The following is a 13976-nucleotide window of genomic DNA, read 5'->3' as shown; positions in this document are numbered from 1 at the left end:
AGCCGTGCTATTTTTTCGAGCTCCACCATGTTACGCGTCGGCGCAGTTTCCTACCTGAACACCAAACCGTTGATTCACACGCTTGCCAGCCAGTTGGGCTCGCGAGGGTCGCTGACGCTGGATTTGCCCAGTCGCTTGGCGGCTGATTTAGCAGCGGGAAGGCTTGATGTCGCGCTGATCCCATCGGTCGAGTATTTCCGCGGGCATGACTATTCGATCGTTTCCGATGCCGCGATCGGTTGCCGCGGACCGGTTTGGAGCGTTCGTTTGCTCAGCCGGGTGCCGGTGGCCAAAATCCGCACTCTAGCGCTTGATGAAGGCAGCCGCACCAGCGCCGCGATGGTGCAGGTGTTGCTCGCCGAAATGTACGGACTGCGCCCCGACACTGTCCCGATGGGGATCGATCAATCGGCGGAAGAGGTCGATGCGGATGCCATCTTGCTGATCGGCGACCGGGCGATGCATCCGGCTCGCGGCGTCTATCAAGAAATTTGGGACTTGGGTGATCGTTGGTGTCGTTGGACCGAATTGCCGTTCGTCTTCGCGATGTGGGTGGCCCGACCGGGCGTTGATGTTTCCGGCCTAGCCGAAATATTGGAAGCGAGCCGAGATTCGGGAATCAAGCACCTTGAATCGATCGCCGCCGCCAATGCGGCGACCCACGGGCTGACCAAAGAAGACTTGCATCGTTATTTCGCAGAGAACTTGTATTTCCGGCTTGGTACGGGCGAGCGACATGGACTCGAATCGTTTCGCACGCGAGCAACCGCGATCGGATTGATTCCCGATAAAAATTTGACTTCTTCGACGTGATTCCTATGACCGCAAAAGATACATCGATTCGGCCCATTTTGGACAAAGCCATCGCGGGCGAACGCATTTCGGCCGACGAAGGTTTGAAGCTATTGCAAAGCCACGATTTGGCCGCGATCGGATCTGCGGCTGACCAGGTTTCGCGGCGGATGCACCCCGAACCGTATCGCACGTACAACGTCGATCGGAACATCAACTACACCAACATCTGCACCGCGGTTTGCCATTTTTGTGCGTTCTATCGTGGTCCCAAAAGCGACGAAGGCTACGTGCTGCCGCGTGAGGAACTGCTCAAGAAAGTCGAAGAAACGGTTGCCGTTGGTGGGAACCAAATCTTGATGCAAGGCGGACTGCATCCGAAATTCAAACTCGACTGGTACGAAGAACTGTTGCGTGACATCAAGTCGTCGTTCCCCGACGTGAATGTTCACGGTTTCAGCCCGCCCGAACTGCATCACTTCACCAAGGTCAACAACCTATCGATTGAAGAAGTTTTGACGCGTTTGAAAGCGGCCGGTTTGGGCAGCATCCCAGGTGGCGGCGCCGAGATTTTGGTGGACCGCGTCCGCAACGAACTGACTCGCGGCAAAGTTATGTCGGACGACTGGCTCAACGTCATGCGGGTGTGGCACAAGTTGGGCGGCATCAGCACTGCGACGATGATGTTCGGTCATGTCGAAACGTTGGCCGAACGAATCGAGCATCTCCAGAGAGTTCGCGATCTTCAAGACGAGACCGGTGGTTTCACCGCGTTCATCTGCTGGACATTCCAGCCCGACAACACCGACCTTTCGCATGTGCCGGCCGTCGGGTCGTTCGAGTACTTGAAGACACAAGCGGTTTCGAGACTCTATTTGGACAACGTCCCCAGCATCCAAAGCAGTTGGGTAACACAGGGGTTGAAGATCGGCCAATTGGCGATGCTCTTCGGCGCTAACGATATGGGTAGTTTGATGATCGAAGAAAACGTTGTCGCCGAAGCAGGGACGGTCCACTATTTGTCGCTCCAGCAGATTCGCGATGCGATCGAAGAGCTTGGTTTTGAAGCTCGCCAGCGAGACGTTTTCTACCAACTCGTTTCGCCCGAACTGGAACGCAAGGCCATCGAAGCGTGTCACAATCCGCCTCAGGAGTTGGTGCAACTTTCGGTCTAGTCGTTCGCTATATTGGATGCTTCTTGTCGACTTTCACTCGCCCGGATCTGTCCATCATGAAACGCATTTGTTTGTTGTTGGTTGTTTTCTCGCTTGGTTGTCTGCCCGCGTCCAAACCTCCCGTCGTCGAAGGCCCCATCGATACCTCGACCGCATCGCAATTGCAGGCGACCATTCGCGCCAAGCACGGTTCGAATTATTCGATCGAGCATCAACTGGGGGACAAGACGTTTTCGGCCAATTGGGAGCTGGGCAACGCTTTGAAGAAGTCAGCCCAGTTGCAGATCAAACCGCCCGGCGATTGGACCGAAATCGAACTCTATCAAGCGCTCGAAGTGGTGCTTAGTGATCACGAGAGCAATCCGTGGTACAGCAATATCGACCACACGGTGTTGCGACTGATGCGAGAATCGTTGCAGAGCGGCACGGGCGAATTGGCGAGTGATTTCGTTGCCGAAACGCCCTACGATGTTAACGCGAAAGTCAAAAAGAACGGCAACGAGTGGTTCTTGCAAATCAAGACACAGATTCTGGACGAAGACGGTAACGCGTTGGGTTTCTAGCCAAACGTCACCATCGCATCACCCGATCTCGCCGCGGTCGCCTGTCGTCCCGGCGGCGATGTCGGCGGCAAAGCACTCGATCAGCGTCGCTTGGTTGGCACTGCGATCCACCTCGCGCAGCGCTCGAACACAGCGGTCCAGGCGGTTCAGCGTGATGGGTGCTACCGAGTCGCGAAGTGCATCGGCTCGCATTTGCCGCCGATAGTGCTGGACGGACATCGAAAATACATCACGCATCGCGCCCCGCCGTTTGGTCGCGTCTTTGCCCGCGGCATCGACGTGCGTCGAGATGATTCGTGACAGCCCGACCGGGTCCGGGTAATCGGCATCCAGTTGGGCGGTCAGCGCGCCGCGAAGTTTGTCAGACTCGCCGCTGAGGAGTCTCAACGCGACTTCAATGTCGCCACCGGCAATGTCGATGGCCGAGGCAATGCTTTCGTCGGACGCTTCAACGCCGTGAATGTCACGCACCAATCGCGCGGCGTCTTCGTTGGACAGTGGACCGAGTCGCAAGATTTGGCATCGCGACCGAATGGTTGGCAATTGACGCTGTTCGCTGGTGCCGATCAGCAGGACGATGGCTGCCGAAGGCGGTTCTTCCAAAGTCTTCAGCAGGCAGTTCGCGCCTTCCTCGTTCAAAAAATCGGCGTCTTCTAGGATCGCGACTTTTCGATTGCCGACGCTGGGACGCAAGCGGATGTCGCGACAAAAACCTTCCTGCATCCGAGCCTCGCGTGAACCGATCAGCAACTCCACGGGGATCAGACTCTTGTCATCCGGTTTGCGAACACGAACGACGTCGGGATGCGTGCCGGCTTCGACCTGTAAACAAGACGGGCACGTTCCACAGGGGGTCATTTGGTCCGGTTTCGAAACCTGACAAAGGAGCGTCCGTGCCAACACGTTGGCGAGCGTCCGCTTGCCGATTCCCGGCGAACCGACCAACAGAAAACTGCCTCCGAGTCGATTCTGTCCGATCGCAGCGGCGAACCATCGCTGCGCTTTTTCGTGACCGATCAAAGTCGACCAATTTGTCATCACCGCAGTCATGACGGGTCTTGTACGACCGGACTGGACGATGCGGCGCGTGAGTCGAGCTTTTCGATATCACTGATTTTTTTGATCCTAACAGCGTGTCGGCCGCCATCAAATTCTGTATTCAGCCACATCAATACCAAATCGTCGATGGGCCGATCACCGATCATGTCACCGGGAAGACACAGCACATTGACGTCGTTGTGGCGGCGGCTGATTTCGACCATCACTTCGTCATAGCAGGATGCGGCACGAACACCCGTGAACTTATTGGCCGCGATCGACATGCCGATTCCGGTACCGCAAATCAAGATACCGCGGTCCGACTCTCCGCTGCCCACTTGCATTGCAACGGCTTTGGCATAATCGGGATAGTCAACGGAGCTTTCGCCATGCGAACCCAGGTCGCAAACCGGGAAACCGGCTGCGGTCAGGTTCTGCACCAAGCGGTTCTTGATTTTGACGCCACGATGATCACTGCCGATTGCGATTTTTAACATGGGAGCCTCGTTTCTAAGCTTGATCGGTTGCAGCGTCGGGGAAAAAATCGTCGCCGAGCGAATCGATCCAGGCGCGAAGTTCGCCCTCGATTTGATCCGCGCACGCTTCATAAACATCGACCGGCATGCCGACCGGATCCGCGATGTCGCCGCCGTCGCGGCGCAAGGTAAAGACGCGATCGTGCAGTCCCGGCCAAGCCGCCAAGATTGCCGCCCGGTGACCACGTGTCATCGTCAGCACCAAATCTGCGACGCCAATGACTGAATCGTCCAGTGGCTGGCTGCAATGCCCGGTCAAGTCGAGGCCGCGATTGCCCATGACTTCGATCGCCTGGGGAGTCGCGCCGCTGCCGGGGCCCGCTGCGACACCCGCCGATACGACCCGCACAGCATCCTCACAGCCGTATTTCTTACTGGCTAAGTCACGCAGCAGCGTCTCGGCCATCGGACTTCGACACGTGTTGCCGGTGCAGACTAAGGCGATAACGGGTTTGATGAATTGGTTCATGGCGGCTCGCTCGATGACGCCCTCACGAAGAATTTCCATTTGATTGCCCCTCACACGAGCAACCGTTGAAGCATCACCATAACGGGTCGGACCATCGTCGAGCAGCAGTGGGATCGAATCCCCCAATTGCTTCTCGACCTGTTCAGCCGTGGTGGCGACCGGCTGTCCCGACAAATTGGCACTCGTCAACAGCAATGGAGCCGACAAAAACCGGTGAATATGCGAAATAACACGATGATCGACGACCCGGAAGCCCACGCATCCGAACTCGCCGCGAATCCGCTCCTGAACCGATCGAGGCAGCTGATTGGCCGCCGAATGCTTCGAATCGCAGGGAATCACCAATGTCAACGGGCCCGGCCAGCATCGAGCCGCCAAGCGACGGGCCAAAGGGGCGATGCCGCAGTAAAAATCCTCGGCCGCTTCGCGACTGGGCACCGAAATCGCTAGCGGCACAGATTGGTTCCTGCCTTTGATCTCGCACAATCGAGCGACGGCCATCTCGGAAAGTGCGCTCGCGGCCAGCCCGTATACCGTGTCGGTTGGCACACCCACGACGCCTCCCTCGACCAATGCCTGGACCGACCGATGGACGATGTCACGAGGGTCATCGGTCGCACGGAGGTCAAGAATTTTAGACATGGATGACGCTGAGTGACCTTGCGGCCGCCTGTCGGGTAAAATGCGAGTAGGCGCTCATTGTAAAAGCCACGGAATCGCCTTCACAAGTCGGCCGTTTTTTGACACCCCCCGCTAACACCAAGTGATCGATCGATGAAGCGACGGAGTTTCGTTGGCCTGGTGGCCGCTGCTTCCGTGTCCTCGTTTGCCGGCTGTGTACCGTCGGGAGGCAGCGATTTGCCTGATTTGGTGTGGGGGCGACGTGGTTTAAGCGACGGCCGTTTCTTGAAGCCTCGCGCGATCACCATCGACGATGACGACCAACTGTACATCGTCGATACGACCGGACGAATCCAGGTCTTTAACGCCGACGGACAGTTTCTGAGGGTTTGGGAAACCCCCGAAACGGCGAATGGCCGCCCCACGGGCATGTCTTTTCAAGCCGCACGACACCGCGGCACAGGTTCCAGCGGCACAGGTTCCAGTCGATTGTTGGTCGCTGACACGCATTATTACCGCATGCTGGCGTATGCCCGCGACGGGGAACTGCTCGTCGAACAACAAATTGGCGGCACGGCTGGACATCTGCCCGGCCAATTCGCGTTTGTGACCGATGCGGTCAGCGACGATCGCGGCAACGTTTACATTGGCGAATACAACGCGTCGGACCGAATCCAGAAGTTTGACTCGGAAGGCAATTTCTTAATCCAATGGGGCGGCACGGGTGATACCCCCGGAAAATTCCTGCGTCCGCAAAGTTTGGTCATCCGCGACGATGTGATGTGGGTGGCCGATGCATGCAATCATCGGATCCAGCGATTTGATCTCAGCGAAGAGACGCCGCGTTTGATTGACGTTTGGGGCGGGCCAGGAACATTGCCCGGACAGTTTTACTATCCGTATGACTTGGCATTGGCCAGCGACGGCAGCATCATCGTTGTCGAATACAAAAATAATCGCATCCAGCGACTGGACCCCGACGGCAAGCCGATCGCGTCTTGGGGCAGTCCGGGTTTCGAGCCAGGGATGCTGAATCAACCCTGGGGTGTTGTCGTGGATTCCCAAGATCGTGTTCACATCTTGGACAGCAATAACCACCGAGTCCAACGGATCGAGCTGCCGGCATAGGAAAACAGGCATTCGGCAGTCTCAAACGCGGTCTTTTCCACCTCGTGACCAGACGTGTCATGGACATCTCGAATATTAGAAGTGTTCGAGCAGGACATACACGAAAACACTTTCCGGGGGGAAACCAAGATGAACCGTATTCTTCGACAAGCCATGCAAGACTGTGACAATTACGTCATCGAAATGGATTACGCCGATGCTAAGGGAAACCGAACGCACCGCGTCGTCAGCCCGATCAAGTTCATGGGCAGCTACCGATTTCTGGGGCTATGCTTGTGTCGCGAACAACCGCGCCAATTTCAACTCTCGCGATGCAAGAACATTCGTCTGGTTCCCGCGACCGACGTCATGATGCCGGTCCCGATGGGAGCCGGATCGTGCGAGAACAACTAGCAGTCACTGGCGAAGATCAAAACCCGACGGCTCGCGCCGCTCCGCTATCGAACCAGCGGGACCGCGCCAGTCGTCGGGGGTAAATTTGAATCGCTGAGAGTCAACGACAAAAAGCTCGAGACGCTTTTTCAGCGTGCTCAAGCTTTTCGTGTACGAGGACCGTTGGTTCCGACGCGCTAGAATCGGTAGTCCTCGCAAGCCTCCGCCCGGAGTTTTGGTGGGACCGATCGCTTACCGATTCGGCAGGGGTGTTCGACGGACTGGCAAGGGTGCCCCGTCGATTTGCACGTCACCGACGTGAACTTTATTTTGACCAGCCTTTGACGAGCCCGTCGCTTGTTGTTGGAAACTCATTTGCCGAACTTCACCTGCACCATTGAAACTGTCCGGTAAGCTGTCCATCATCGGCAGCGGATCAGGGGTTGGTAGTGGTTCTCGCATCGGAGTCGATCCCGGCGTCCGCAGATCGCTAGGTGAATTCCCCATCTCGCCCAACGGAATGTCTTGTGGTGCGGTGACCGATTCGTCCATCGGCATTACGTTGGCACCCATCGGGTCCATGTTCGCGTCCGATCCACTCCATGACATTTCAGGTGGCAGTTGTCCGTCGTGAATGACGCCGCTGCCGACGGGTTGTGACGCCGACGCGGCATCTCGAAGTGGACCTTGGCGAACAACGTTGGGCCGACTGACTCCGTAAACCTTGTGCTTTCCAGCGCTACGTTCACGAGCACGTTCCAGTGCGTCCCAGTATGCCTTCTTGTTCCAGGGGCCTTCGGACAATGTGATGTTGCTGTTCGCCAGCATCGTGCCCTTCAAGTAGTCGACGTAGTTGAGCGATTTGTTGTATTCGGCCAAGGCACGGTAGTAAGCGATTTGAGCATCGGCGCGACGTTGTTGGCTTTGCAGCACCACATTGATCTGAGTCCGTCCGCCCTTGAACTCCGTCAAGCGGGATTCGACTTCCGTTTCGGCTTGTTGCCAAACTTGGGCGTACGTTTGAACCAACTGATAGTGCGTTGCCGTCTTGGCGATCGCATCACTGATTTGGCTGACCATCAATCGCTCGGCATCCTGCAAGAACGCTCGTGATTGGTGCAGACGCAGTTGTGATCCGCGGATGCGGGCACGTTCACGTCGTCCACCGATCGCCGGTGGTGTGAACTCCAATCGCACGGCACCTTCTTGGTAGTCACCGCCCGTCAAATCGGTAAGTGCACTGCTTCCCGGAAGCGGCCCGTTCGCATCGGCTCGTGATCCGAACCCAAGTTCATCGCCCACGCCGACCCAGCGGTACAGCAGTGACAAGTTGACTTCGGGCAACAGTTGGTTCTTGGCCGACATTTGTTCCAGTTCGCGTTGCTTGATCACCGTGCGACCTTTACGCAGTTCAGGGCTCAAGTACAACATTTGCGTTGTGATTTCTTCCCAGTCGAACGCGACTCGAGCGAGGCTCGGTTCTTGGATCGGGCGAATCAAGCGACCATCGGTTGGCGCCAAGCCCATCAATTCACGCATCACACGTTCGGCACCGTACACACCGAACCGGTCGTCGCCGGGAAGGTTCGATCCCGACAGGGCGCCTTCAAGCCGAGCGCGAAAGTTGTAGTATTGTCCGTTCGCTTGCGCGACCTCTTGAATCGTGCCTGTACCGTTTTCGAGATTCAGTTGAGCGAACTTCGCCGTCGCGATCGCACTGTTGCGACCGATCACCGAAGTCGAAACGCTGCGATAGGCGACGTACAGATTCCAATACGCGACTTCGACGTCACGGACGAGGTTGCGAACTTGAATTTCGAAGTCGGCGATCGCCACGTCTTCGTTCAGGCTGGCCAGTACAACGGGGATGCGGTTGATCAGTGTGCCGCGGTTACGCATCAACGGGTGTTGAACCTGAGCTTCGATCACTGCGGTGTAGTCGCTGGCGACGGCGCGAGAGATGGGACCGACTTCGGCGTTGTTTTTCGAGTAGATGATTTGTTGACGAAGTGTTGCGACGCCGCCGGTGGCGTATCGTTTGCTCAACGCAAACTGCTGCGTCAAATCGTCTGCAGTAAAGAATTGCGGGTTGACGGTGTTCAGCGCGCCGGTGTTACGCGGTCGGTCGGTGTTGCTGTAGTTGAGGAAGCCGCTTGCTTGAGCGTCAAATTCCGATAACGCGTCTTCCACGCCGCCGACTTGGTTGGCTCGCAAGACGCCTCGCGGCAGCGTGCGGTTCCCCGATCCATCGACGGTCAACGGAATCGACTGAGTCGTCGACTGTTGGATGGCGACGTCGTAGATGCTGCCCAGCTGGTCAGCCGATGCGCTGGTGAATTGTGCTGCGACGTTTTGACGAAATTCGGCATTGCCACTGGTGGTGACAAAGAATTTCGCATTTTGCAGCGCAATCGAAACGCATTCTTCGACCGACAGGTCCCAGAATTGGTAGTCGTGATTGCCGATCGACAACGGCTCGGTCGCCATCGTTGTTTCGGCCAAACTATCGACTTCGACGTCCGGATACTCGATCCGTGTCGCAGCGTTTAGGTAATATTGCAAGTCCGGCGACTCACCCGCGAAAAACGGTTGCGTCGTCGAGCAGCCCGATGCCATCAAGACGGCAAGGACCAGCTGCAAATAAGTCGTGTATCGAACCAGAGCGCGATTCATTATCTAGGCTTCCGAGGTCGTGCCGCCGTGAAACATGCCGACACCATCAGTCGCGCCAAGCGACTATGGCATGTTCCCGTGCGGGTCGAGTGTGGAAGCCCCCCACGATGTCCCCTTCCTTTGAAGGGGACCTCGCCCAACTAAGTTATCGGAGTCTGGTTAGGGAAACTTTGACGGTTCCGATCAAAAAGGTGCAGAATCTTCTTCGCGTCGTGAAATCGTTCCCCAACGCGGTGCGACCTGTGCCCGCGTTACTCGTCAAATCCCGAATCCAAAAGCGTTTTGGCATCAAGTTCTTGCGTTCGTTCCATGACTTGCTCGACCGCTTCGTCAACGTTGACCGGTGCCAGTTCGTCGGTTTCGGCAAACGCCTGCTCTAAGTCGACCGTGGGTTTCACGTCCGCAGGTTTCATGGCATCGCGATTGGCCATTGACTCGTCACGGTTTTCACGCGACTGACGTGCTGCGTCGGCGATGTTCCTGCTGTCCCGACGAGGCCCAATACGAAGTGCCTCGTAAGGCTTGGGGTAAAAGTAGTGCATCTCCAACCGCGGGCGATCGCATTTGTAGGCATCGCGATGAGTCGCATCGTGCCACGCCATCGCCTCTTGGCTGGACGGAGCAACGTGATACGCCAACCAACCGCCAAAGTTGGTCGGTCGGTTGTACTTGCGACGATAGGATGATGGCAATCGATTGCCGATCGGGCCGATGACGTCGACGCGAGGACGCACGGGCTGGTTTTCGAAATCGGGGTGATGTGCCTCGGCCGCAACTGCTGCCAAAGCCATCGCCGCCACCAAAACTAATCGCACTTGTATCCAACGCATTGGGCCGTCCATGGATCGGTGAAACACAACTGTCGTGAAACCAGCATCCTTGCCGATCACCTGACCTTTCATTCATCGGCTCGTTCGATGTCCGGTTTTGAACGGACGAACGGTTATGACGGTTGTTCGGTCGATGGATGGACAACACGGCGAATTTGCCCAGTCAATTCCAGGTGACTTCGCAAGTCCAACCTGCGTCGACTGGCAAAGTCAGCGACTTCGGCAGCCCGGTAACTCGGGTAGGACCACCGATGATGCACCCATTTTTTGCCGACGTAGTTCAAGGTCACTTCGGCAAAAATTCCGCTGTGCAAATAGATCCGGTGGTCGCGATCTTTGACCGTCGCCAACACCAACTTGGCCTGGCTCAGGTAACCCGAATCCAAGTTCAGGGGCCGCGGTTCGGCGTGCCGACCCAGCGATGCGTATTCGGCTTCCCATTGGTTGGTTTGTAATTTCCAGTCTGCCAACCCGCCGGGATCTTGGTAGTCACCGAACGCAACCAACGTTTTGGTCAGCCCCGTGCCCATCGTGGTGTCGTAGAAACCACCTGCTTCGAACGCAACCGGATCGGACTGTGCCAGGGGATCGCCCCAGTGCAGCGAGATCCGTTCGATCGCCCAATGCTTCGCATCGTCGTACCGAGTGATGATGGCACACAAACGAACGACGGGTTCGACCAGGCGAATCGATGACACGGGCGGGGAGATCTCACGAAGATGCACAAGGATGCCAAACGCAGAACTTGACTGCTACAATTGTGCTGACATTGTAACGGCAATACCAACTCACCCCACCCGAAAACGACATGCACCCTTGGATCGCCGATCGGACGGCCGCGTTTGAAAGCAGCGGAATCCGCAAAGTCTTTGACCTGGCCGCAAAGCTGAAGGATCCGATCAACCTTTCGATCGGACAACCCGATTTCGATGTACCGGGCGAGATCAGGACTGCCGCCATCGATGCCATCCAATCGGGGAAAAACGCCTACTCGCCAACCCAGGGCATCGGACCGCTTCGCGAAGCCTTGCGAGCCGAGATCGCCGCGAAATATCCCCATGAAGATCGCGACGTCTTCGTTAGCAGCGGGACCAGTGGCGGATTGATGTTGGCCATGTTGTCGATGATCAACCCGGGCGACGAAGTGATCTATCTGGATCCCTATTTCGTCATGTACCCGGCGCTGTTGAAAATGTGTGGCGGGGTACCGGTGCCCGTCGATTCTTATCCCGACTTTCGGCTCGATCCTGCCAAGATCGAAGCCGCGATCACTCCGCGAACGAAAATGATCTTGGTCAACAGCCCCGCCAATCCGACGGGTGTAACAGCCAGCGAAGAGGAATTGAAGGCCGTTGCCCAACTGGCGGCTGATCGCAACATCGCGCTGTTGTCGGACGAAATCTACAGTCGGTTTTTCTTCGACGGGGACTTCGTCTCGCCCGCATCATTCAATGACCAAACGATCGTGATCGACGGGTTCAGCAAGAGCCATGCGATGACGGGTTGGCGAGTCGGCTACGTTCACGGACCTGCCGAAATCATCAACACGATGTTGAAAGTTCAGCAGTATTCCTTCGTGTGTTCGCCCCAGCCGGCCCAGTGGGGAGCGCTGCGAGCGATGGAAGTGAATTTGGATGGCCACATCAATGATTACCGTCGCAAACGGGATCTGATTTATGACGGGCTTTCAGACAAATACGAAATCAGCAAACCCGGTGGTGCCTTTTACGTTTTCCCTCGATCACCGATCCCCAGCGGTGCCAAGTTCGTCGAGCGGGCGATCGAGAAGGGGCTGTTGATCATCCCAGGAAACATCTTCAGCAAACACGACACCCACTTCCGCATCAGCTTCGCGGCATCCGACGAGACGCTCCACCGCGGCATCGAAGTGCTGCGGAGTTTGGTTTCCGGGGGCTGACCGTGCGGGCCGTGAAGACGGCCACGGCCGACGCGTCGGCTCTTAACGCGATGAACCGGGACGGCCCGCCGGCGCCGCTGAAAACCCGGCCCGGTTCGTGATCCGGACCCGGAACGCGATCTAGCCGACCAGATTGCTGTGCCGCGTTGGCGTGCAAACCATACAGGGACTATGGACCAAGGACCACACAGGCCGTGATCCCAATCCAACTGGAAAAACGGTCCGGTATGAGATTGCCACGGCAACACTAGGTGTCGCCCTGCCGTGCCTACTCTTGGGATGGGGTTACGTCTGGGTCCGTCGTGTCAAATTCCAATTCTGGATGAGCCGCCATATAGGCACTGATCTCGTCTGGCTTCGCAGCCACGCCCGGTTCTTTGCTGCCGCCGCCGCAGCCGACAAACTGGACGAGACAGAAACATACTACCGTGACAAAAATATAGCGGGTCATGAATCGACGACCTTAATTTTAGGAGTGGGAAGATACACTTTGATCGAAGCGTTAACTTAGAACTCTTCGATCAACTCTTTTGAAGCCCGAGTGCCCAGGGCTCCCCAAAGTCCGTAGGGGCTTGCGATTCCAGGTCTCGATGCCGGGGAATGCAATGCGTGGATCCCAACCTGGCCAAAGCTGGAATCCCCAGCTTCGATCGAATCCGTCACGAATTTCACGGCGCCGTCACCCATCAGGACGTGAACGCCGCCTTGGTGCCGACTGCTTGGCGGAGCCATGACGATGGAGACCGCGTTTGAGTTGCCACACAGTTCGGAATTTGGTGGCAGAATCGTAAACATTTGAGTGTAAATCGGAAGCACCGACGCCCACTTGTAACCACGTCGCTCCTCAGCACTTGCAAACAAGGTGTTCGGTGCTGGCGTGGCGGACCAGAAGTTGGGGCGAAGTGGATCGATACTTGGACGACAGCCCAAATTCCCACCCAAGGAAATGATATTGCCCGGGTAGGCAACAATTTGGGTTCGCTTGTCCTGATCGCCCAAGTCCGTCGTGATCTCACCGGCGTAAATCGTATTGGAAAGACCGTCAAGGCAGTCTCGAAAGCCTGTCTTGATTTGCACCGCAAACGCACCCCTCATCGATACCTTTGCTCGATCGTAGGTTGTGCCGTTGGGTAAACCGGACAATCGATTCAACGCGCCGCCAAAGCTCGTATCACACGAGTCGCCCGTGCAGACTGCATAGTTCGTGCGTCCTTGAGCAGGAAGCCCCACACCTGGATCGCTGGGGCAACGTAACGTGGGAATGTTCGCGAGCCACGGATCATAACTCCCGAAGGCCGTATAGTTTGTTAGCGACGCGTTGGGCCATGGTCCCATCGCGTTGTAAAACGCTGGCGTTCCGTTGATATCGGTTTGAAAACGATTGCTAATTTGTTCCCACAACGCCTGTTGTTCCACGAATGGCATCAGGCCGACCAAAGCGGAAAGTTCGATGCGATTATTCCCGCGATAATCACTTGCGACTTTACCAGCATCTGGACCCTTCGTACCGGTGCCTTGAGTGGGCAGTTGGTTAAAGGCGGAGTGATAGTTGTGAATGCCCAGCCCAATCTGTTTGAAATTGTTACTGCAACTCATCCGGCGAGCTGCTTCGCGCGCAGCTTGCACGGCTGGCAAAAGCAATCCAACTAGAACACCGATGATGGCGATTACCACCAGTAGCTCAACCAATGTGAATGCTCGTAAGCTTCTTGGATTTCTCATCACACACCCTGGCTCGAAAGAGAAAAAACATCTAGTCGTTTTCTACGACAACGCTTTCAAAATAGGCTGCTCATTCCAAGCGTTATTGGATGAATCGATCACCCAAAGTGGAAAATGCGCACGGTCGCCACTTGGATGA

14 protein-coding genes are annotated in these 13976 nt (G+C 56.5%); 6 read left to right on the top strand and 8 right to left on the bottom strand.

What is annotated here, in order from left to right; genetic code table 11:
• Positions 1-27 precede the first annotated feature (27 nt).
• The 3 genes from Poly51_RS16120 to Poly51_RS16110 are packed head-to-tail and all read left to right on the top strand — an operon-like array spanning position 28 to position 2530.
• Positions 28-813, top strand: a complete 786-nt coding sequence (locus Poly51_RS16120) for a menaquinone biosynthetic enzyme MqnA/MqnD family protein (RefSeq protein WP_146458815.1) — start codon at positions 28-30, stop codon at positions 811-813.
• A 5-nt stretch (positions 814-818) separates the two neighbouring features.
• On the top strand, positions 819-1967 hold the full coding sequence (gene mqnC, locus Poly51_RS16115; RefSeq protein ID WP_146458814.1) for a cyclic dehypoxanthinyl futalosine synthase: 1149 nt from the start codon (positions 819-821) through the stop codon (positions 1965-1967).
• A gap of 56 nt (positions 1968-2023) precedes the next feature.
• The gene (locus Poly51_RS16110; protein ID WP_146458813.1) at positions 2024-2530 is read left to right on the top strand and encodes a hypothetical protein; all 507 of its coding nucleotides are present in this window, start codon (positions 2024-2026) and stop codon (positions 2528-2530) included.
• A gap of 18 nt (positions 2531-2548) precedes the next feature.
• Here Poly51_RS16110 and Poly51_RS16105 read toward each other — a convergent pair whose 3' ends face one another.
• Genes Poly51_RS16105 through Poly51_RS16095 form a run of 3 tightly spaced genes read right to left on the bottom strand, consistent with a single transcriptional unit; the run spans position 2549 to position 5215 of the window.
• On the bottom strand, positions 2549-3568 hold the full coding sequence (locus tag Poly51_RS16105; RefSeq protein WP_146458812.1) for a DNA polymerase III subunit: 1020 nt from the start codon (positions 3566-3568) through the stop codon (positions 2549-2551).
• Between the two features lie 8 nt (positions 3569-3576).
• A complete protein-coding gene (gene rpiB, locus Poly51_RS16100; RefSeq protein ID WP_146458811.1) occupies positions 3577-4065 on the bottom strand; it encodes a ribose 5-phosphate isomerase B in 489 nt (162 codons plus the stop codon).
• A 13-nt stretch (positions 4066-4078) separates the two neighbouring features.
• Complete coding sequence (locus Poly51_RS16095) at positions 4079-5215, bottom strand: L-threonylcarbamoyladenylate synthase (protein ID WP_146458810.1); 1137 nt, start codon at positions 5213-5215, stop codon at positions 4079-4081.
• A 132-nt stretch (positions 5216-5347) separates the two neighbouring features.
• Here Poly51_RS16095 and Poly51_RS16090 point away from each other — a divergent pair, with 132 nt between their 5' ends.
• A complete protein-coding gene (locus tag Poly51_RS16090; protein ID WP_146458809.1) occupies positions 5348-6322 on the top strand; it encodes an NHL repeat-containing protein in 975 nt (324 codons plus the stop codon).
• Positions 6323-6451: 129 nt separating this feature from the next.
• On the top strand, positions 6452-6715 hold the full coding sequence (locus Poly51_RS16085) for a WYL domain-containing protein (RefSeq protein ID WP_246114552.1): 264 nt from the start codon (positions 6452-6454) through the stop codon (positions 6713-6715).
• Positions 6716-6946: 231 nt separating this feature from the next.
• Here the strand turns inward: Poly51_RS16085 and Poly51_RS16080 are convergent, their stop codons facing one another.
• From Poly51_RS16080 to Poly51_RS16070, 3 genes are all read right to left on the bottom strand, one after another.
• Entirely contained in the window at positions 6947-9367 is a 2421-nt protein-coding gene (locus tag Poly51_RS16080; protein ID WP_146458808.1) for a TolC family protein, read from the bottom strand.
• Between the two features lie 251 nt (positions 9368-9618).
• Positions 9619-10197, bottom strand: a complete 579-nt coding sequence (locus Poly51_RS16075) for a hypothetical protein (RefSeq protein WP_146458807.1) — start codon at positions 10195-10197, stop codon at positions 9619-9621.
• A 113-nt stretch (positions 10198-10310) separates the two neighbouring features.
• Entirely contained in the window at positions 10311-10895 is a 585-nt protein-coding gene (locus Poly51_RS16070) for a DUF4416 family protein (protein ID WP_146458806.1), read from the bottom strand.
• Positions 10896-11005: 110 nt separating this feature from the next.
• Here Poly51_RS16070 and Poly51_RS16065 point away from each other — a divergent pair, with 110 nt between their 5' ends.
• The gene (locus Poly51_RS16065; RefSeq protein ID WP_146458805.1) at positions 11006-12115 is read left to right on the top strand and encodes a pyridoxal phosphate-dependent aminotransferase; all 1110 of its coding nucleotides are present in this window, start codon (positions 11006-11008) and stop codon (positions 12113-12115) included.
• Between the two features lie 268 nt (positions 12116-12383).
• Here Poly51_RS16065 and Poly51_RS16060 read toward each other — a convergent pair whose 3' ends face one another.
• Entirely contained in the window at positions 12384-12566 is a 183-nt protein-coding gene (locus Poly51_RS16060) for a hypothetical protein (protein ID WP_146458804.1), read from the bottom strand.
• 56 nt (positions 12567-12622) lie between these two features.
• Positions 12623-13837 (bottom strand): DUF1559 domain-containing protein, encoded by a 1215-nt coding sequence (locus tag Poly51_RS16055; RefSeq protein WP_146458803.1) that lies wholly within the window; start codon positions 13835-13837, stop codon positions 12623-12625.
• Positions 13838-13976: the final 139 nt, after the last annotated feature.

Origin of the sequence: Rubripirellula tenax, assembly GCF_007860125.1 — a bacterium.
Taxonomy (GTDB): domain Bacteria; phylum Planctomycetota; class Planctomycetia; order Pirellulales; family Pirellulaceae; genus Rubripirellula; species Rubripirellula tenax.
Note: the sequence above shows the minus strand (reverse complement) of the source record. Positions and strands in the feature narration are given on the sequence as shown.